The 17,990-nt window shown below is 71.7% G+C and carries 16 protein-coding genes; 8 read left to right on the forward strand and 8 right to left on the reverse strand.

The window, feature by feature from the left end; all coding sequences use genetic code 11:
* Positions 1–15 precede the first annotated feature (15 nt).
* On the reverse strand, positions 16–1,149 hold the full coding sequence (locus C2L59_RS41565; RefSeq protein ID WP_103355079.1) for a DegT/DnrJ/EryC1/StrS aminotransferase family protein: 1,134 nt from the start codon (positions 1,147–1,149) through the stop codon (positions 16–18).
* 126 nt (positions 1,150–1,275) lie between these two features.
* On the opposite strand from C2L59_RS41565, the gene C2L59_RS41570 reads away from it, so the two are divergent.
* Together C2L59_RS41570 and lhgO are read left to right on the forward strand one after the other, a co-directional pair.
* On the forward strand, positions 1,276–4,377 hold the full coding sequence (locus C2L59_RS41570) for a BTAD domain-containing putative transcriptional regulator (RefSeq protein WP_103355080.1): 3,102 nt from the start codon (positions 1,276–1,278) through the stop codon (positions 4,375–4,377).
* A 115-nt stretch (positions 4,378–4,492) separates the two neighbouring features.
* Positions 4,493–5,683, forward strand: coding sequence for an L-2-hydroxyglutarate oxidase (lhgO, locus tag C2L59_RS41575; protein WP_103355081.1), 1,191 nt, complete (start codon positions 4,493–4,495; stop codon positions 5,681–5,683).
* Here the strand turns inward: lhgO and C2L59_RS41580 are convergent.
* On the reverse strand, positions 5,680–6,681 hold the full coding sequence (locus C2L59_RS41580; RefSeq protein ID WP_103355082.1) for a DUF3558 family protein: 1,002 nt from the start codon (positions 6,679–6,681) through the stop codon (positions 5,680–5,682). The genes lhgO and C2L59_RS41580 overlap by 4 nt on opposite strands.
* Positions 6,682–6,745: 64 nt before the next feature.
* On the reverse strand, positions 6,746–8,008 hold the full coding sequence (serS, locus tag C2L59_RS41585) for a serine--tRNA ligase (RefSeq protein WP_103355083.1): 1,263 nt from the start codon (positions 8,006–8,008) through the stop codon (positions 6,746–6,748).
* A gap of 118 nt (positions 8,009–8,126) precedes the next feature.
* Here serS and C2L59_RS41590 point away from each other — a divergent pair, with 118 nt between their 5' ends.
* Positions 8,127–9,416 carry an aspartate aminotransferase family protein gene (locus C2L59_RS41590; RefSeq protein ID WP_103355084.1) on the forward strand — a complete coding sequence of 430 codons (1,290 nt, stop codon included), beginning with the start codon at positions 8,127–8,129 and terminating at the stop codon, positions 9,414–9,416.
* A 16-nt stretch (positions 9,417–9,432) separates the two neighbouring features.
* Here the strand turns inward: C2L59_RS41590 and C2L59_RS41595 are convergent, their stop codons facing one another.
* Positions 9,433–9,927: a TetR/AcrR family transcriptional regulator gene (locus C2L59_RS41595; RefSeq protein ID WP_370444827.1), complete on the reverse strand. Its 495-nt coding sequence runs from the start codon at positions 9,925–9,927 to the stop codon at positions 9,433–9,435.
* Positions 9,928–10,088: 161 nt separating this feature from the next.
* Between C2L59_RS41595 and C2L59_RS41600 the strand changes: the two genes are divergently transcribed.
* Positions 10,089–11,048: an NADP-dependent oxidoreductase gene (locus C2L59_RS41600; RefSeq protein ID WP_103355086.1), complete on the forward strand. Its 960-nt coding sequence runs from the start codon at positions 10,089–10,091 to the stop codon at positions 11,046–11,048.
* Between the two features lie 340 nt (positions 11,049–11,388).
* On the opposite strand, the gene C2L59_RS41605 is transcribed toward C2L59_RS41600, so the two are convergent.
* The 4 genes from C2L59_RS41605 to C2L59_RS41620 are packed head-to-tail and all read right to left on the reverse strand — an operon-like array spanning position 11,389 to position 14,590.
* Positions 11,389–12,294 (reverse strand): haloalkane dehalogenase, encoded by a 906-nt coding sequence (locus C2L59_RS41605; protein WP_199199622.1) that lies wholly within the window; start codon positions 12,292–12,294, stop codon positions 11,389–11,391.
* 39 nt (positions 12,295–12,333) lie between these two features.
* Positions 12,334–12,786: a DUF350 domain-containing protein gene (locus tag C2L59_RS41610; RefSeq protein ID WP_103355088.1), complete on the reverse strand. Its 453-nt coding sequence runs from the start codon at positions 12,784–12,786 to the stop codon at positions 12,334–12,336.
* 37 nt (positions 12,787–12,823) lie between these two features.
* Positions 12,824–13,990 carry a glutathionylspermidine synthase family protein gene (locus C2L59_RS41615; RefSeq protein WP_103355089.1) on the reverse strand — a complete coding sequence of 389 codons (1,167 nt, stop codon included), beginning with the start codon at positions 13,988–13,990 and terminating at the stop codon, positions 12,824–12,826.
* Entirely contained in the window at positions 13,991–14,590 is a 600-nt protein-coding gene (locus C2L59_RS41620) for a hypothetical protein (RefSeq protein ID WP_199199624.1), read from the reverse strand.
* Between the two features lie 95 nt (positions 14,591–14,685).
* Between C2L59_RS41620 and C2L59_RS41625 the strand changes: the two genes are divergently transcribed.
* From C2L59_RS41625 to C2L59_RS41640, 4 genes are all read left to right on the forward strand, one after another.
* Positions 14,686–15,768, forward strand: a complete 1,083-nt coding sequence (locus C2L59_RS41625; protein ID WP_103355090.1) for a septum formation family protein — start codon at positions 14,686–14,688, stop codon at positions 15,766–15,768.
* The gene (locus tag C2L59_RS41630; protein WP_004558570.1) at positions 15,768–16,118 is read left to right on the forward strand and encodes a metallopeptidase family protein; all 351 of its coding nucleotides are present in this window, start codon (positions 15,768–15,770) and stop codon (positions 16,116–16,118) included. Before C2L59_RS41625 ends, C2L59_RS41630 begins: the two co-directional genes overlap by 1 nt.
* 96 nt (positions 16,119–16,214) lie before the next feature.
* Positions 16,215–17,462, forward strand: a complete 1,248-nt coding sequence (locus C2L59_RS41635; protein WP_103355091.1) for an MFS transporter — start codon at positions 16,215–16,217, stop codon at positions 17,460–17,462.
* Positions 17,463–17,501: 39 nt separating this feature from the next.
* Positions 17,502–17,972, forward strand: coding sequence for a hypothetical protein (locus C2L59_RS41640; RefSeq protein WP_103355092.1), 471 nt, complete (start codon positions 17,502–17,504; stop codon positions 17,970–17,972).
* Positions 17,973–17,990 lie beyond the last annotated feature (18 nt).

A 17,990-nucleotide genomic window follows, 5' to 3' on the forward strand; every position in this document is an offset into this window, starting at 1 on the left:
CCTCGGTCGGCGGCTTCAGGACAGGGACTGCACGGCTTCGCGCACGACCTCGCCGACGCGGGTGACTTCCGCGTCGGTGAGGTTGGCGTGCATCGGGATGGCGAGCTGACGCGCGAACGCGTCGGCCGAGACGGGCAGCGGGGCCTGAGGCCCGTAGATCGGCTGCAGGTGCGAGGCGTAGGTGCCGAAGTTGCACTGGACGCCCTGGGAGCGGATCCGCAGGGCGAGCGTGTCGCGGCTGACCTCGGGCGCCACCGTGAGCAGGTACGCCTGCCACGGGTGCTCGCGGTCGGGCAGCTCCACCGGGATCGTCAACGCCTCGACGTCGGCGAACGCCTCGTGGTAGCGCTTGGCGATCGAGCGGCGGGCGGCGAGGAGGTCCGGGAGGCGGTCGAGCTGGACGTTCATGATCGCGGCCTGGACGTCCGACATGCGGAAGTTGTAGCCGAGCTCGTGGAACTCCGGGATGGGCAGCGTGTCCGAGCCTTCGCGGCTGATCGCCGGCTCGATGCCGTAGGTGTGCAGCTTGCGGGCGTGCGCGATGAGGTCCTCGCGGTCGGAGACCAGCGCGCCGCCCTCGCCCGCGGTGATGCCCTTGCGGCCGTGGAAGGAGAACGCGGCGAGGTCGGCGAGGCTGCCGGCCGGGCGCGTCTTGTACGTCGCGCCGGCGGCGCAGGCGGCGTCCTCGAACAGCCAGAGACCGTGCTTGTCGGCGATCGCGCGGTATTCGTCGAAGTCACCGGGCTGGCCGGCGACGTCGACGGCGAGGATGCCGACCGTCCGCGGGGTGACCAGCGCTTCGACGTGCACCGGGTCCGCGCTGAAGACGTCCGGGCGGATGTCGGCGAACACCGGCTTCGCGCCCGCCTGCACGACCGCGTGGCCGGTGGCGGGGAACGTGTAGTCGCCGACGATCACCTCGTCGCCCGGCCGGACGCCGAGGACCTTGAGCCCGAGGAAGAGGGCCGAGCCGCAGTTCGCCGTCGTCAACGCGTGCGCTGTACCGGTGACCTGGGCGAACCGTTCTTCGAAGCGCCGGCACGCCGGTCCGGCACCGGCCAGCCAGCCGGAGCGGAAGACCTCCGCGACGGCAGCGAGTTCCTCTTCACCGACGGTCGGCTGACCGAGGGCGATGCTGTCTGACGACATACCTCTCCCATTGCGTGGGGACCCGGCGAAGTGTATAGACGCACGCTCAGCTGATTCACAGCCCCACGCCCAAGTCCCCTTCGGAGGGACGCCCGCCGCCGGTCGGAGACGCCCTACGCTGGGCGCATGCGATTCGGGGTGCTGGGGGCCGTCGCCGCGTGGCGCCCGGACGGCACGCAGGTGGCGGTGGGCGGCCCGCGGTCGCGGATGCTGCTGGCGCTGCTCGCACTGGAGGCCGGCCGGTTCGTCCCCGCCGAGCGGCTGATCGACGGCATGTACGGCGAACACCCGCCGGACGGCGCGGCCAACGCCCTCCAGTCGCAGGTGTCACGGCTGCGGACGGCGCTCAAGGAGCTTGCCCCGGTCGAGTTCACCGCGGCCGGGTACCGGCTGGCCGTCGCACCGGACGAAGTGGACGTTCACTGCTTCGAACGTCTCGCGCGCGAAGGCCGCGCCCTGCTGAAGAACGGCGAACACGCGCGAGCCGCGGCGGTGCTGGGCGAGGCGCTGGCGTTGTGGCGCGGGCCCGCGTTCAGCGACCTGGCGGACGCGCCGTTCGCCGCCGCGCAGACCGCGCGGCTGGACGAGCTGCGGGCGGACGCGGCCGACGACCACGTCGAGGCCCGGCTGCCGCTGGGCCAGGCCGAGGACCTGCTCGCCGGCCTGCGGGAGACCGTCGCCGCGCACCCGCTGCGGGAACGGCCGCGCGCGCAGCTGGTGCGCGCGCTGGCCACCGCCGGACGGCCCGCCGACGCCCTCGCCGCGTTCGAGGGCGCCCGCCGCACGCTGGCCGACGAGCTCGGCGCCGACCCCGGCCCCGAACTCGCCGAAGCCCACCTCGCGGTGCTTCGCGGCGAAACCGAGAAGCCGGTGCTGCCGGCGTTGCCCGCCCAGCTGACCAGCTTCGTCGGCCGTGGCGACGAACTGCGGCAGGTCGCCGGGCTGCTGGACCGCAGCCGGCTCGTCACGTTGACCGGGCCGGGTGGCACCGGCAAGACCCGGCTGGCCGTCGAGGTGGCCGCGGCCCAGGCCGGCCCGGTGGCGTTCGCCGAACTCGCCCCGCACGACGGCACCGGCGTCGCCCAAGGGGTGCTGAGCGCGCTCGGCCTGCGCGAGAGCTCGCGCGGCGGCCCGCAGGACCCGGCGGAACGGCTGATCGCGGCCCTGCGGGAACGCTCCACGCTGCTGGTGCTCGACAACTGCGAGCACGTCGTCGACGTCGCGGCCCGGCTGGTCGCGCGGCTGCTCGCCGGGTGCCCCGGACTGCGGGTGCTGGCCACCAGCCGCGAGCCGCTCGGGATCACCGGCGAGCAGCTGGCGCCGGTGCCGCGGCTGGCCGTCCCGCCGCCCGGGACGCCGGCCGCGCGGGCCCGGGAGTTCGCCGCTGTCCGGCTGTTCGCCGACCGCGCGGCCGCGAGCGACCCGGCGTTCGTCGTCGACGACACCACGATCGGCGACGTCCAGCACATCTGCGCCGCCCTGGACGGCCTCCCGCTGGCCCTGGAGCTGGCCGCGGCCCGCGTCCGGGCCCTGGCGCCCGGCGAGATCGCCGCGCGGCTCGACGACCGGTTCCGGCTGCTGGCGCGCGGCAGCCGGACGGCCGAGGCGCGGCACCGCTCGCTGCGCGGCGTCGTCGAGTGGAGCTGGAACCTGCTGACCGATGCGGAACGCGAGCTCGCGCGCCGGCTGACGGTGTTCGCGGGTGGCGCGACCGCCGCGGCCGCCGCCGAGGTCTGCGGCGCGGACGTCGACCTGCTGCCGGAGCTCGCCGACAAGAGCCTGGTGGAGGCCGTCGGCGGGCGGTTCCGGATGCTGGAGACGATCCGCGCGTTCGGCGGCGAGAAGCTGGCCGAAGCGGGCGAGGCCGAGGCGGTCCACCGCGCGCACGCCGAGTACTTCCTGCGCTTCGCCGGGGAAGCCGACCCGATGCTGCGGACCGCGGACCAGCTCACCTGGCTCGCGCGGCTCGACGCCGACTACGACAACATCCTGGCCGCCCTGCGCTGGGCGACCGGACACGACGTCGCGCTCGCCCTGCGGCTCGTCCCGCTGCTGGCGATGTACTGGTGGATGCGCGGACGGCGGTTCGAGGGCGCCGGGCTGTCGCGGGCCGTGGTCGCGCGGTGCTCGCCGGAGCTGCGCGAGGAGTACGTCGAAGAGTTCCTGGTGTGCGTGCTCGGCGCGCTGGCCGGGCCGCCGCACGAGTCGCTGGAGCAGTACCTGCCGCTGGTCCGGCGGTATGCGACGGACGGTTCGTGGGCGCCGCGGAGCCCGATGCTGGTGATGCTGCTGGGTGTCGTGGCCGGGCCACCGGGCCACGACGACGAGCTGCTCGGCCGCGGGGAGAGCCTGCTGGCCACTGGCGACGCCTGGAGCTGGGCGCTGCTGCCGATGGGCATGGGACTGCGTTCGATGATGTCGGGTGACCTGGCCGGGGCCGAGGAGGGGCTGCGCGAGGGCGCGGCGCAGTTCCGGGCCCTCGGCGAGCGCTGGGGCCTGTCGATGGCCCTGGACCACCTGTCGCAGCTGCTGACCTGGCGCGGCGAGCACGAGGCCGCGCTGCCGATGATGGACGAGGCCCTCGGCCTGATGCACGAGATCGGCGCGACCGACGACGCCGCGGATCTGATCTGCCGCCGGGCCTGGACGCGGCTGCTGTCGGGCGACCGGGCCGGCGCCCGCGCGGACTACGAGCTGGCGGCGGCGACGGCCCGCCGCTCGGGCATGCCGGAGTCCCGCGCCACGGCGTACCTCGGGCTGGCGAACCTGTCGCGGTTTTCCGGCGACCTGACGGCGGCCCGGGAGCTGTGCGAGCGCGCGCTGGCGGAGTGCGCGGGCGGCTCGTTCGCCGCGGAGACGGTCCGCGCCGCGGCGATGATCTCGCTCGGCTGGCTGGAACTGGCGGAAGGCCGTCCGGCGGCGGCCGCCGCGTTGCACCGCGAGGCGTTGCTGGTGGGACGGCGGCGCAACGCGGGTGACGTCATGGCGTTCGCGCTGGAGGGCCTGGCGGGCGTGGCCGGCCCGGAGCAGGCGGCGGTGCTGCTGGGCGCGGCAGCCGCGGTCCGGGGCACGGCGATCGGCGGCGACCCGGACGTGTCCGCCGTCCGGGCGCGGCTGGTCGAATCGCTCGGCGTCGGCGGGTTCGAGCGGGCCTACCGGACGGGCCTGGGGATGAGCGCGCAGAAGGCCCTGGAGCACTCGATCGGGGGAGAGGTGTCCACAACTTAGGACACGTAGGCTGGGATCACCCGCCCCGCGGACGTCCGCGGCCGAGCTCAGGGGCCGGTTCCCGCAGATCAGCCCGCGAACCGGCCGCGGCCGCATACGCGTAGCCTGATCGACCGTGCGTAACGTGGTAGTCGTCGGGGGCGGGATCGTCGGTCTGGCCGTGGCCTGGGAGCTGACCAGGCGCGGGCTGGACGTCACCGTCCTGGAAAAGGAATCCCGCTGGGCGGCCCACCAGACCGGCCACAACTCGAACGTCGTGCACGCCGGGCTCTACTACAAGCCCGGCTCCTTCAAGGCGCGGATGTCCGTGGCCGGCAACCGGTCCATCGTGGACTTCGCGCGCCAGTACGGCGTGCCCGTCGAGGTGTGCGGGAAGCTCGTCGTCGCCACCGACGAGCGCGAGATCCCCGCCCTGACCACCCTCGCCGAACGCGCCGAGGCCAACGGCGTCCCGGCGAAGCAGATCTCGGCCGCCGAGGCCCGCGAGTACGAACCCGAGGTCGCCTGCGTCGCCGCGCTGCGGGTCGAATCCACCGGGATCATCGACTTCCCCGCCGTCTGCCACACGCTCGTCCGGCTGCTCGACGAAGCCGGCGTCGACCTCCGGCTGAACTCCCCCGCGCTGGCCATCCGGGCCGGGGACACCGGCGGGGTCGAGGTCGCCACCGGCGACGACGTCGTCCAGGCGGACGCCCTGGTGAACTGCGCCGGCCTGCACTCCGACCGCGTCGCCCGGCTGGCCGGGCTGACGCCGTCGGCGAAGATCGTGCCGTTCCGCGGCGAGTACTACGAGCTCAAGCCGGACCGGCGGCACCTGGTCAAGGGCCTGATCTACCCGGTCCCGGACCCGACCCTGCCGTTCCTCGGCGTGCACCTCACGCGGATGCTCGACGGCAGCGTCCACGCCGGCCCGAACGCCGTGCTCGCGCTGCGCCGCGAGGGCTACCGCTGGCGCGACTTCTCCCCGAAGGACGTCGCCGAGGTCGCGGCCTTCCCCGGCGCCTGGCGGCTCGCGAAGAAGTACGCGTTCCCGACCGGCCTCGACGAGGTCCGCCGCTCCTTCTCGAAGAAGCGGTTCGCCGCCAGCCTCGCCCGGCTCGTCCCGGCGGTCACCGCGGACGACATCGTCCGCCACGGCTCCGGCGTACGCGCGCAGGCAATGCGCCGCGACGGCTCGCTCGTCGACGACTTCCTCATCGAGACCGCGCGCGACCAGGTGCACGTCCTCAACGCCCCGTCGCCGGCCGCGACGAGCGCGCTGGAGATCGCGCGTCACATCGCGGACCAGGTGTCCTCGGAGAGCTAGCCCGGCAGGTTCGCGGTGACCAGCCCCACGCCCTGCTTCACGACGTCGCAGGTCTTCGTGTCGTCGCCGATGAACCCGCTGACCACCTGCACCGACGACGTGTCCGTGATGGCCAGGGTCGCGCCGCAGGTGACCCGCAGGCCGCCCATGTTCGGGAACAGGCCCCACTTCTTGCCGCCGACGTCGACGGTTTCGGTCGGGTCGACACCCTTCGCGCCCGGCCACTCGCCGACCGGCGTGCTCGGGCCGAACCAGACCTCGAACGCCTTCTGGCCGCCGTCGCCGTCGGTGTCGTCCCAGAGGCAGTAGGACGCGTTCGGCACCGTGGACGAGGTGTCCTTCTCGCCGTCGGGCGAGATGTTCTTCAGCTGGGCCACCTGGTCCGGCTTCAGCATCGCGCAGGGGTCCGCCGACAGCAGCGGGCCGCCCGGCTCCGGCTTGGCCGAGGTCGACGGCGTGACCGGCGGGGCGTCCTGCCCGCCCGGCAGGTGCGCCGCGACCTGCGGGATCGCCAGTTTCGCCTGCTCGCAGGACTTGTCCAGCTTGCTCGTCGAGACGCCGACGTAGGCGAACGACTTGGCGCCGAGCAGGGCGTAGAACGTGCAGTCGTCGGGCAGGATCGAGGCGTACTGCGTCCAGGTGAGCCCGCCGATCTGCTGCGGCCCGGACTTCTTGATGGCACCGGAGATGTACTCGTTGAAGTCCATGTCCGAGGCGACGCCGACGTTGAGGACGGCCGACGGCTCGACGTCGTCCTTCGAGCTCCAGAGGCACATCGGCGGCTGCAGCCGCTCCTTGTTCTCCGGCACCGACCGCCCCGGCGTCCGGTAACCGAGCCCGTCGACCTGGGCTTCGTCGAGGAGCACGCAGGCGTCGACGGCCTTGACGATCGGGCCCTGGCCGGGCACCGGCGACGCCGTACCACCGACCGTGACCGCGCAGCCCGTCACCACGGTCACGGCCGCCAGCGCCGCCGCTGCCTGCCACTTCTTCCGCATGAGTCCTCCCGTTCGGCCCGGACACTACTGGGACGAACGGAGCAGCACCGCGGATCCACCCGATTCAGCGGGGCGTGAGGACTTCCTTGCCGCCGACGAACGGGCGCAGCGCCTCCGGCACGCGGACCGAGCCGTCCTCCTGCTGGTGGTTCTCGACGATGGCGACGATCCAGCGGGTGGTGGCCAGGGTGCCGTTGAGCGTCGCGGCGATCTGCGGCTTGCCGTTTTCGTCGCGGTAGCGGACCGAGAGGCGGCGGGCCTGGAACGTCGTGCAGTTGGACGTCGAGGTCAGCTCGCGGTAGGTCTCCTGGGTCGGGATCCACGCCTCGCAGTCGAACTTGCGGTGCGCGGACGTGCCGAGGTCGCCGGTCGCGGTGTCGATCACCCGGTAGGGCACCTCGATCTTGGCGAGCATCTGCTCTTCCCAGCCGAGCAGCCGCTCGTGCTCCGCCTCGGCGTCGGCCGGCTTGGCGTAGACGAACATCTCGACCTTGTCGAACTGGTGCACCCGGATGATGCCGCGGGTGTCCTTGCCGTACGAGCCGGCCTCGCGCCGGTAGCAGGACGACCAGCCCGCGTAGCGGTTCGGGCCGTCGTTCAGGTCGAGGATCTCGTCGGCGTGGAAGCCGGCGAGCGGCACCTCCGACGTGCCGACGAGGTAGAGGTCGTCGTCTTCGAGGTGGTAGATCTCGCTGGAGTGCTGGCCGAGGAAACCGGTGCCGGCCATGATCTCCGGGCGGACCAGCGACGGCGTGATCATCGGCGTGAAGCCGTTCTCGAGCGCCTGCGCGATGGCCATGTTGAGCAGGCCGAGCTGCAGCTGGGCGCCGACGCCGGTGAGGAAGTAGAACCGCGAGCCCGACACCTTCGCGCCGCGTTCCATGTCGACGCCGCCGAGCGCTTCGAGCAGCTCGAGGTGGTCCTTCGGCGCGAAGCCGAGCTTCGTCGGCTCGCCGACGTGCTTGAGGACGGTGTAGTCGTCCTCGCCGCCGACCGGCGCGCTCGGGTGGACCAGGTTCGGCACGGTCCGGAAGAGCGTGTCGAATTCTTCCGACGCGGTGTTCTGCTCGACCTCGGCCGCCTTGACCTGCGCGGCGAGCTCCTTGGCCGTGGCCAGGAGCTGCTGCTTCTCCTCCGGCGGCGCCTTCGGGATCTGCTTGCCGAGCAGCTTCTGCTCGTTGCGCAGCTTGTCGGCGGCCGCGATCGAGGACCGGCGCCGGGAGTCGAGGGAGAGCAGCTTGTCGACCACTCCCTCGTCTTCGCCACGGGCGCGCTGCGACGCGCGCACGGCTTCCGGGTCATCGCGCAGAGTCCTGGGGTCAATCACGGGTCAGAGGGTAGTCCGTACAGACTGTGCGGCCCTACTGGGTTATCCCGACAGTCTGATCGTTGAAGCGCTGTTCACGGCCTCCTCATACTCGCTTGAGACCCCGAGGAGGCGTTCGATGTCCGATGAGCTGCTCGCCCGGCACCGCGCAGTCATGCCGTCCTGGATGTCGCTGCTCTACGAAGAGCCCATCGAGATCGTGCACGCGCACGACCGCCGGATGACGGATTCCCAGGGGCGCACCTACCTGGACTTCTTCGCCGGCGTGCTGACCAACTCGATGGGCTACGACGTCGCCGAGATCGGCGACGCGGTCCGCAAGCAGCTCGACACCGGCATCCTGCACACGTCCACCCTCTACCTGATCCGCTCCCAGATCGAGCTGGCCGAGCGGATCGCGAAGCTGTCGAACATCCCGGACGCCAAGGTGTTCTTCACCAACTCGGGCAGCGAGGCCAACGACACGGCCCTGATGCTGGCGACGCAGTACCGCCGCAGCAACCAGGTGCTGGCCATGCGCAACTCCTACCACGGCCGCTCGTTCGGAACGGTCGCGATCACCGGCAACCGCGGCTGGTCGGCATCGGCACTGAGCCCGGTCAAGGTCAGCTACGTCCACGGCGGCTACCGCTACCGCAGCCCCTTCCGGGACCTGTCGGACGCGGCGTACATCGACGCGTGCGTGGCGGACCTGGTGGACGTCCTGGACACGGCGACGGCGGGCGACGTGGCCTGCCTGATCGCCGAGCCGATCCAGGGCGTCGGCGGCTTCAGCCTTCCCCCGGACGGCCTGTTCCGGGCGATGAAGGAGGTCCTCGACTCCTACGGGGTCTTGTTCGTCTCCGACGAGGTCCAGACCGGCTGGGGCCGCACGGGCGAGCACTTCTGGGGCATCGACGCCCACGGCGTGACGCCGGACATGATGACGTTCGCCAAGGGCCTGGGCAACGGCCTGGCGGTGGGCGGCGTCGTGGCCCGGGGAGACGTCCTGGACTGCTTCCAGGCCCAGTCGTTCTCGACGTTCGGCGGCAACCCGGTCTCGATGGCGGGAGCCACGGCGGTCCTGGACTACATCAAGGACCACGACCTCCAGGCGAACTGCGCGGCCCGGGGCACGCAGCTGCTGTCCGGCCTCCGGGCGGCGGCATCACCGCTGGTGGCCGAGGTCCGCGGCAAGGGCCTGATGATCGGCGTCGAGCTGATCAAACCGGGCACGACGGAACCGAATGTCCCGGCGGCGGCCAGGATGCTGGAGGAGACGAAGAAGCGCGGCCTGCTGATCGGCAAGGGCGGCCTGCACGGCAACGTGCTGAGGCTGGGCCCCCCGATGACCCTCACCGCGGAGGAGGCTCAGGAGGGCTTGGAAATCCTGGTGGACGCCCTGGCGGCGACGCACGCGGCCCTCTGAACGACCGAGCCCGGGCTCAGGCCGGCCGCCTGAGCCCGTCCATCAGCAGGTCCAGCAGGCGGCCGGCCCTGGCCGCCTGCGCGGGCCGGGGAGCCACGGTGAAAATGCCGATGAGGGCGGCGGCGATGTCCTCGGCGGTGACGTCGGTGCGGAGGTCCCCCGCCGCCCGGCCGGCGTCGAGGACGGCGGAGATGGCCGCCAGCAGCTCGGTCCGGGTCTGCGCGTGGGCGATTTCGCCCGCCTCAATCATCGCGAGCAGCGTGTCGAGCATGCCGTTCTTGGTCGCGATCCAGTCCCCGAACAGGTCCATCCAGCGCCGCATCGCCGCGGCCGGCGCCAGCCGGCCGAGCAGCTCGCGGGCGCCGGCGGTCAGCCGCCCGACCTGGTCCCGGTAGACGGCGTCGACTAGCGCCTCACGGGTCGGGAAGTGCCGGTAGAGCGTGGCGATACCGACCCCCGCCTCGCGGGCGATCGCCCGCATCGGCGGCTCGGCGCCGGCCGACGCGAACATGCGCGTCGCCACCGCGAGCAACTGGTCCCGGTTGCGGGCTGCGTCCGCCCGCGCGGTACGCGACTCCCCTTCGGCCAAAACGGATCACGCTCCGGTTGTGCTAGGTTGACTCAGGTAAACGGAGCATAGTCCGTTTCACCGCGCCAAGGAGGCAGGCGTCCATGCAGCAGCAGCACAGCCGGCCGTCGACGAGCACGAGCACGGCGGTCCGGCTCACGTCGTTCGGCGGCCCGGAGGTCCTGGACCTCCACGAGGTTCCGGCGCCCCAGGCCGGCCCGGGGCAGGTCCGGGTGCGGGTCACCGCGGCCGGCCTCAACCCGATGGACTGGATCATGACCGCCGACGCGGACACCGCCGCCCGGTTCGGCTTGCGCCTCCCGGCCGGCTTCGGGACCGACTACGCGGGCGTGGTCGACCAGGTCGGCGCCGGCGTGACCGGCTTCGCCCCGGGCGACCGCGTGTTCGGCGGCGCGCTGTCCCGCGCGGTCGCCGGCTTCGTGGTCGTCGACGCGGCCGGCGAGACCGCGGCGAACGAGGCCCACCCCACCCCCGACGGCGTCGACGACCACACGGCCGCCACCCTCGCAATCGCCGGCCGCACGGCATCCGCCGCCCTCGCGGTGGTCACCCCGGGCCCGCAGGACACGGTGCTGATCGGCGGCGCGGCCGGCGGCGTCGGAGTGTTCGCTGTCCAGCTGGCCCGGATGACCGGAGCCCGCGTCCTCGGAACGGGCTCGCCGACATCGGCCGATTTCCTGCGCGACCTGGGCGCCGAGCCGGTCACCTACGGAGCCGGCCTGGCCGACCGGATCCGCACCCTCGCACCCGGCGGCCTCACCGCGGCCATCGACCTGCACGGAACCGAGACGGCCCACACCGCACGCGAACTCGGCGTCCGCCCCGACCGGATCTGCACCATCGCCGCCCAGGTCGAAGGGGCACGGGCAGCCAACGGCGCAAACGCCCCAGTGGGCGCGCTGAACGAGCTCGAACGCCTGGTGGCGGCGGGCCGCGTACGGGTACCGATCGCGGCGACGTTCCCGATCGAGCAGATCCGCCAGGCGGCGGAGCTGCAGGCGGGACGGCACGTGCACGGGAAGATCGTGATCGACCTCGATTGAGGAGCTGGGTGGTCATCCCAGAGCCTGCCCGTCCGGCGAGGACATTCTTTTGATTCTGCCGCGGGTGAATTCTCTGCCGCGGCAGAGCGGGTCCAACCTCCCCCGCCCCTCCGGTGGGATTTTCAGTCGACGCTCGGGTTTGTCAAGGCGGGAAAGCGTGCCTTGACAAACCCGACCGTCGACTGAAGAGCGGCTGGGATGAGGGGCGGGGGAGGTCTGGTGACGTCCTTGCCCGGCCTGAGCTGCCGGCCGCTGGTTTGCGCCCGCTGTGGGCAACTCCGCCGCCGGCCGCCGGTTTTGTCGGTGCCCTCCGGTAGCGTGGGATTCGGGGGCTTCTCCGTCAGCCGCGGACGAATCTCGCCACGTGTTCCGCCAGCTCCTCGCCCTTGTCCTCCTGCAGAAAATGTCCCGCGTCGGCGATCACCGGGTGCTCCCGGCCCTGCGCGCCGCGCATCGACCTCCGCAGGATCGGGGCCATTCCTGCCGTTATCGGGTCGCCGTCGGAAAATGCCACCAGGAAGGGAATTTCCAGTTCCGTCAGCGTCTTCCAAGCCGCGCGGTTCGACGATGATGCCGGGTCGTCCGGGCGGTACGGCACCAATGATGGCATTGCCCTTGGGCCCGCCTTGTACATCTCGTTCGGAAACGGTGCGTCGTACGCCGCGCGCTCGGCCTCGGAAAGCCTTGATCGGCAGCCCGATTGAACAAACCGGCCGACGTCCAGCAGTGGGGCCTTTTCGACCGCCGTGCGGAATGCGTGCCACTCCGGGGGCATGTCGACGTCACCCGTCGGGAGGCCCGTGTTCGCCGCCACCACTCCTGCGAATCGCGATGGTGATGAAGCCACCATTCGCAAGCCGATCAATCCGCCCCAGTCCTGGCCGACCAGGGTTACGTCCTTCAGGCCCAGTGTGTCGAATGCGAATGCTCGCATCCACTCCACGTGGCGGGCGTAACTGTGGTCGGCCACGTCGGCCGGCTTGTCCGATCGGCCGAAGCCGACCAGGTCCGGGGCGATTGCGCGCAAGCCCGCTGTCGCCAAGACCGGCAGCATTTTGCGGTACAGGTACGACCAGCTCGGCTCGCCGTGCAGGAGCAGGACCACCGGGCCGTCCGCTGGGCCTGCCTCCACGTAACCCACTCTGATCACGCCGCCGTTCGGGTCCGCCAAGTCGGCGTAGCGGGGCTCGAAGGGGAAGTCGGGCAGGTCCGTGAACCGGTCGTCCGGTGTCCTCAGCAGGCGCACGGCCCCCACGCTAGTGCGAACGGACCAGCGCAGCCAGCATCAGGAGATGCCGACCGCCACCACCAGGCCCAGGCCGATGTGCGCCGCCGCGACCACGATGCTCACCGGGGCGAACTTCTCGCTCTCGATCGTCGAGGCCACGTCGATGCGGGTCGCCCACTCCAGCAGGCGGACCGCGACCACCTGGACGATGATCCCGAGCAGGCCGTAGACCAGCGAGGTGATCAAGCCCTCAGTCAGGTCGCTGGCCGAGTTGAAGATCGCCACGACGACGATGAACGCCATCGAAAGCATTCCGGACGCCGTCACGATCACCGCGTTCGGCAGGCCCTGGGTCACCAGCTTCGACAGCTTGCCCGGGGTGGTCCAGTCGATCGCGTAGAAGCCGGCGAACATCAGCAGCAGGCCGATGACGCCGTACAGCAGGATCGCGCCGATCCCCCGCACGAGGTCGGAGCCGAACGTGTCGGACAGCGCAAGGGTCGAGGTCACGAGTTTTCTCCCAAGAAGTCAGCGATGGGGTGTTCTATCACGACTCGACGATGCGATGTGGGACGAATGCCGCACCGTCGTCGGTCACCAGGCCGCCGGTCTCGCGGATGCCCAGGCCGGCGGAGCTGTCGCCGACGATCCACGCGCCCAGCGCCGGCCGGTAGCCGTCGAACTCGGGCAGCGGGTCGAACGCCTGGTACACGAAGCCTTCCGCGCCGTACACGCCGTCCGTCTGGGTCTCGTAGCCGGTCGCGACGATCTGGACGTTCGCGCCCTCGCGGCCCAGTTTCGGCTTCCGGACGTACTCGGTGAGGATGCCGGGGTCGTCGGCGAACGCGGGCAGCAGGTTCGGGTGGCCCGGGTAGTTCTCCCACAGGATCGCCAGCAGCGTCTTGTTGGAGAGGATCATCTTCCAGAGCGGCTCGATCCACAGCGTCCGCGGCAGCGACTCGACGGCGTGGCGGCCGAACTCCTCGTCGACCACCCACTCCCACGGGTACAGCTTCAGCACGGTCGCCATCTGCGACTCTTCGAGGTCGACGAACCGCTTGAGCACCGGGTCCCAGCCGATCTCCTCGATCGCCAGGCCCACCGTGTCGAGGCCGGCCTCGGCCGCCGTCTCCTGCAGGTACGCCGTGGTGACGTTGTCCTCACCGGACGGATCGGCCGCCGACCAGGTGAAGTGCAGCTCGTTGGACGGCAGCTTGCCCTGCAGCTGCGACCACCGCTCGACGAGCTTCTCGTGGATCGAGTTCCACTGGTCGTCGTCCGGGAAGACGTCGGTCTTCCAGTGCCACTGCAGCAGCGACGCCTCGAGCAGCGTCGTCGGCGTGTCCGCGTTGTACTCCAGCAGTTTGGCCGGCGACTTGCCGTCGTAGCGCAGGTCGAACCGGCCGTAGACGTGCGGGTCCTGCCGCTTCCACGACTCGGCGATGTGCGGCCAGACCCACTCGGGGATGCCGAACCGCCGGTAGCCCTCGGTCGTCACGACGTTGTCGACGGCCTCCAGGCACATCGAGTGCAGCAGCTCGACGTCGGCCTCCAGCGAGAGGACCTCGTCCATGTCGAAGACGTAGTGCACCGACTCGTCCCAGTACGGCCGCACCCGGCCGCTGCTGTCGCGGGCCGGCGTGCCGTAGACGAGCCCCTGCTCTTCGACGATCCGCTGCCAGTCGCGCCGCGGCTCACGCCGATCCCGGTACACCTACGATCCCCCGCTCTTGCCGCTGCCGCCGCTGCCGCTCTTGCCGCTGATGCCGAAGCCGCCGCGCTGGACGGACTTGCCGGACTTCGTCGTGACGTTGGTGCGGGCCGACGGCGCGTCGTAGCTGCCACCGGCCACCCGCTGGCCGATCACGCCGGTGCCGCCGTAGTTGTAGCGGTAGCTGTTGTAGCCGCCGCCGGGGATCGGCAGGAACAGGAAGCCGCCGCTGTGGTAGCCCCCGTGGCTCGAGACGTAGTTGTCGTCGCAGTAGTCGTCGTTCTGGACGACGCCGTTCGAGTCGGTGCAGACGGCGGTGACGTCACCTTCCGGCTTGGCCACCGTGTAGAACGTCGCGACCAGGCCGACGAGGCCGACCGTGACACCGCTGCCGATCAGGCTCTTCCGCCGCGTGGCCGCCTTGGCGTCCGCCTTGCGAGCCAGCTCCTCGTTGCGCTCCTCGTCGACGAGCGCCTGCCGGCGGGCACGCTGCTCGGCCAGCGAGGGTTCGCGGGGCTGGGTGTTGGCGTCCTGGAACCTCATCGAGCCGCGCTTCGGCGGCTCGGGGGGCGGCTGGTCCCCAGTGTTGTTGTCCTGCGTCATGTGCGCTCCGTAATCCCGGCCACCACGAACCCGTGACCCACCCTAACCAACCCGGATCGCGCACGTCATGCGCGGCGCGGGCATCATGGACTGCGATGTCTCCCAGCGCCGATCGGTTCCCCACCGCCACGCAGACGCTGCGCACCCGCGTCGTGATGGGCGGGATCTTCGCGGGCGCGCTCATCGCGCTCGCCCTCAGCGTCGTGTTCTCGTGGAGCGACGGCATCACCGGCGGGGCCGGCGGCGGGACGGGCAAGCTGTCCCCGGCCGCCGAAGAAGCGTTCCACTCCCCGCCCGGCAGCTGCCTGACCTGGGACAATCCGGACGCGAGCGACGCACACAAGGTGGCCTGCACCCAGCTGCACCTGTTCGAGGTGACGACGCTGGTGGACATCGGCGCCCAGTTCCCGGCCGGCGCGCCCGTGCCGTCGCTTGACCAGTGGCAGCAGATCGCGCAGCAGAAGTGCACCGCGGACGTGAAGCCGTACCTCGGGCACAAGCTCGACCCGTACGGCAAGCTCACCACGAACCTGCTGCGCCCGACGCCGTCGCAGTGGGACGACGGCGACCGCCAGCTGCGGTGCGGCCTGCAGTGGGCCGGCCCCGGCGGCAAGCTGCTGCCGACGACCGGGCCGGCGAAGGACCAGGACCAGTCGCTGGTCTTCGAGCCGGGCACCTGCCTGGCGCTGCTCGGCAAGGGCGTCGGCGACCCGATCGACTGCACCAAGCCGCACTCGTACGAGATCATCGCCACCCTCGACCTCAAGACGAAGTTCAAGGAGGGCTACCCCTCCCAGGACGACCAGAAGGCCTGGCTCGACACCGAGTGCACCAAGGCGTCGGCCGACTACACCGGCGGCGCCGACCTCGACGCGAAGAAGCTGGTCCTGACCTGGGACCTGCGGGAGCAGGAGAGCTGGGACGCCGGTTCGACCAAGGTCAACTGCAAGGTGGCCTCGGCCCTGCCCGACAAGAGCGGCCTGCAGGCGGTGACCGGCAGCATCAAGGCCGCCCCGGGCGGTCCCGACGGCGGCCGGCCCCAGGACGGCGGCCCGCCGTCGGACGGTGGCCCGCCGTCGGACGGCGGCGGCGGCCCGGCCACGTCGAACTCCGCTCCGCCGTCGAACTCCGCCGCGCCCTCGAACTCCGCCGCGCCCTCGACGAAGCCGAGCAGCTGATGCCCGTCGAGATGAGCCGCGAGCGGTTCGAAGAGCTGGTCTCCGAAGCCCTGGACGAGGTGCCGCCCGAGTTCGCGAAGGCGATGGACAACGTCGTCGTGCTCGTCGAGGAGTTCAACGACGAGGCGCCGGACATCCTCGGGCTCTACCACGGCATCGCGCTGACCGAGCGGACCTCGTCGTACGGCGGGGTGCTGCCGGACCGGATCTCGATCTACCGGCAGCCGATCCTGGCCATGTGCGAGGACGAGGACGAGGTCGTCGAGGAGGTCCTCATCACCGTCGTGCACGAGCTGGGCCACCACTTCGGCATCGACGACGCTCGCCTGCACGAACTCGGCTGGGGCTGAGCACTGGTGGTGACACCGTGACCACAACCGGGTGATGCGGCCCTTATCCTTTTACCCGAAGTCACTGGGTGACAGCGATACGTGCCGGGGGCCCCGATGGACCGAACCCGAAGACTCAGGTGGCTGCTGACGTCGAGCGCCGCGTCCCACCTGGGCGACGGCATCGGCAAGGTGGCCCTGCCCCTGCTGGCGACGACGCTGACCCGCGATCCGGTGCTGATCGCCGGGCTGTCCGCCACCCAGTTCCTGCCCTGGCTGCTGTTCGCCGCCGTCGCCGGTGCGCTGGTCGACCGGATCGACCGGCGGCGGGCAATGATCGTCGCGAACTCCGCCCGCGCGGTCGCGGTCGGCGTGCTGGCCGTGCTCGTCGCCGCCGGCGGCATGACGATCTGGCTCGTCTACCTGGTCGCGCTGATCATCGGCACCGCCGAGACGATCGCCGACAGCGCGGCGAACGCGCTGATCCCCGCGGTCGTCGGTGACGGCTCGCTCGACGCGGCCAACAGCAAGCTGCAGGCGTGCGAAATCGTCGGCCAGACGTTCCTCGGCGGCCCGGTCGGCAGCCTGGCGTTCGCGCTCTTCGCCGCCTTCCCGTTCGTCCTCAACTCCGCGGGGTTCGCGATCGCGGCCGCGGTTCTGCTCGGCCTGGCGGGCACCTACCGCGGGCAGGCCGAACCGCCGGTCCGGGCGGCGAAGCTGCGCACCGAGCTGGCCGCGGGCCTGCGCTGGCTGCGCGGGCACCCGCTACTGCTGCGACTGGTCGTCGTCGCCGGGCTGCTCAGCCTGGTCAGCGAGCTCGCGCAGGCGCAGCTGGTGCTGTACGCGCTGCAGGACCTCCACCTGTCCGACGCGACCTTCGGGTTCTTCGCGTTCGCCGGCGGGATCGGCGGGCTGATCGGCGCGGGCACCGCCCCGCGGCTGGTACGGGCGGCCGGCCGGCTCCCGGTCGTCGCCGGCGGGATCGCCGGCTGCGGGATCGGGTTCGGCGGGATGGGCCTGGTGCGCTCGCCGGTCGCGAGCGCGGCCCTGTTCGCCCTGTTCGCGGCCGCGGTGGTGGCGGTCAACGTCGTGCTCGCGACCGCCCGGCACACGCTGGTGCCCGGCGCGCTGCTCGGCCGGGTGCTCGGGGTTTGGCGCACGGTCGTCTGGGGCGCGATCCCGCTGGGCGCGCTGCTCGGCGGCGTGCTGACCGAGCGGCTCGGCACGGCCGCGCGGACGTTCGCCGTCTCCGGCGTGGCCATGCTGGCCATCGCCGTGTTCGCGTTCGCGGCGCTGCGGCGGTTCTCCCTCGGTGACGAATCGGACTCAGCCGCGGCGCTGACGCACCACGATCCCGGATTGTGAGCTGAAATAGCTCCTCACCCAGGTGGTGAGGAGGCAGTCATGTACACCGTGGACCCGGGGACCGGCACCGACGCCGATCCCGACTTCGACGAGTCTTCGGCCGAACCCTCGCCGCCGCCCCCGTCCCGCCGGTTGCTGGTGCTGTGCGCGGTGGCCGGGTTCGTGCTCGGCGGCAGCGTGCTCGGCCTGCTCTGGGGCCTGTCCGGCGTGCACGCGGGCGCGCTCGACGACGCCGTCGCGGCGTGCCAGGCGCTCGACCGGGTGGGCGAGCTGCCCGACACGAGCCAGGACGCGCAGCCGTCCCTGACGCCAGGGCTCACGTCCGAGCGGCTGCACCGGATGATGGCGGCGCGCGAGCTGTCCGCGGCCGCCGCCCAGGTCAACGCCAACTACCAGCCGCTGGCCGACCACATCGACGGCGTCAGCCGGATGGTGCTGAGCCTGCACTTCAACGACATCTCCGGCCAGCGGCACCTGACTCAGGCGAAGGAAATCTGCGGCAGAATCTGAGCCGCCGTCCGTTGAGGG

The organism is Amycolatopsis sp. CA-128772 (assembly GCF_002904295.1).
Lineage (GTDB): Bacteria > Actinomycetota > Actinomycetes > Mycobacteriales > Pseudonocardiaceae > Amycolatopsis.

What these genes read in the sequence shown, in the direction of transcription:
- C2L59_RS41595 (WP_370444827.1), bottom strand. Translation starts at nt 9,927, where the DNA reads ATGTTCGCGTCGGCCGGCGCCGAGCCGCCGATGCGGGCGATCGCCCGC.
- C2L59_RS41565 (WP_103355079.1), bottom strand. Translation starts at nt 1,149, where the DNA reads ATGTCGTCAGACAGCATCGCCCTCGGTCAGCCGACCGTCGGTGAAGAG.
- C2L59_RS41630 (WP_004558570.1), top strand. Translation starts at nt 15,768, where the DNA reads ATGCCCGTCGAGATGAGCCGCGAGCGGTTCGAAGAGCTGGTCTCCGAA.
- C2L59_RS41640 (WP_103355092.1), top strand. Translation starts at nt 17,502, where the DNA reads ATGTACACCGTGGACCCGGGGACCGGCACCGACGCCGATCCCGACTTC.
- C2L59_RS41625 (WP_103355090.1), top strand. Translation starts at nt 14,686, where the DNA reads ATGTCTCCCAGCGCCGATCGGTTCCCCACCGCCACGCAGACGCTGCGC.
- C2L59_RS41635 (WP_103355091.1), top strand. Translation starts at nt 16,215, where the DNA reads ATGGACCGAACCCGAAGACTCAGGTGGCTGCTGACGTCGAGCGCCGCG.
- C2L59_RS41620 (WP_199199624.1), bottom strand. Translation starts at nt 14,590, where the DNA reads ATGACGCAGGACAACAACACTGGGGACCAGCCGCCCCCCGAGCCGCCG.
- C2L59_RS41590 (WP_103355084.1), top strand. Translation starts at nt 8,127, where the DNA reads ATGTCCGATGAGCTGCTCGCCCGGCACCGCGCAGTCATGCCGTCCTGG.
- C2L59_RS41580 (WP_103355082.1), bottom strand. Translation starts at nt 6,681, where the DNA reads ATGCGGAAGAAGTGGCAGGCAGCGGCGGCGCTGGCGGCCGTGACCGTG.
- C2L59_RS41570 (WP_103355080.1), top strand. Translation starts at nt 1,276, where the DNA reads ATGCGATTCGGGGTGCTGGGGGCCGTCGCCGCGTGGCGCCCGGACGGC.
- C2L59_RS41600 (WP_103355086.1), top strand. Translation starts at nt 10,089, where the DNA reads ATGCAGCAGCAGCACAGCCGGCCGTCGACGAGCACGAGCACGGCGGTC.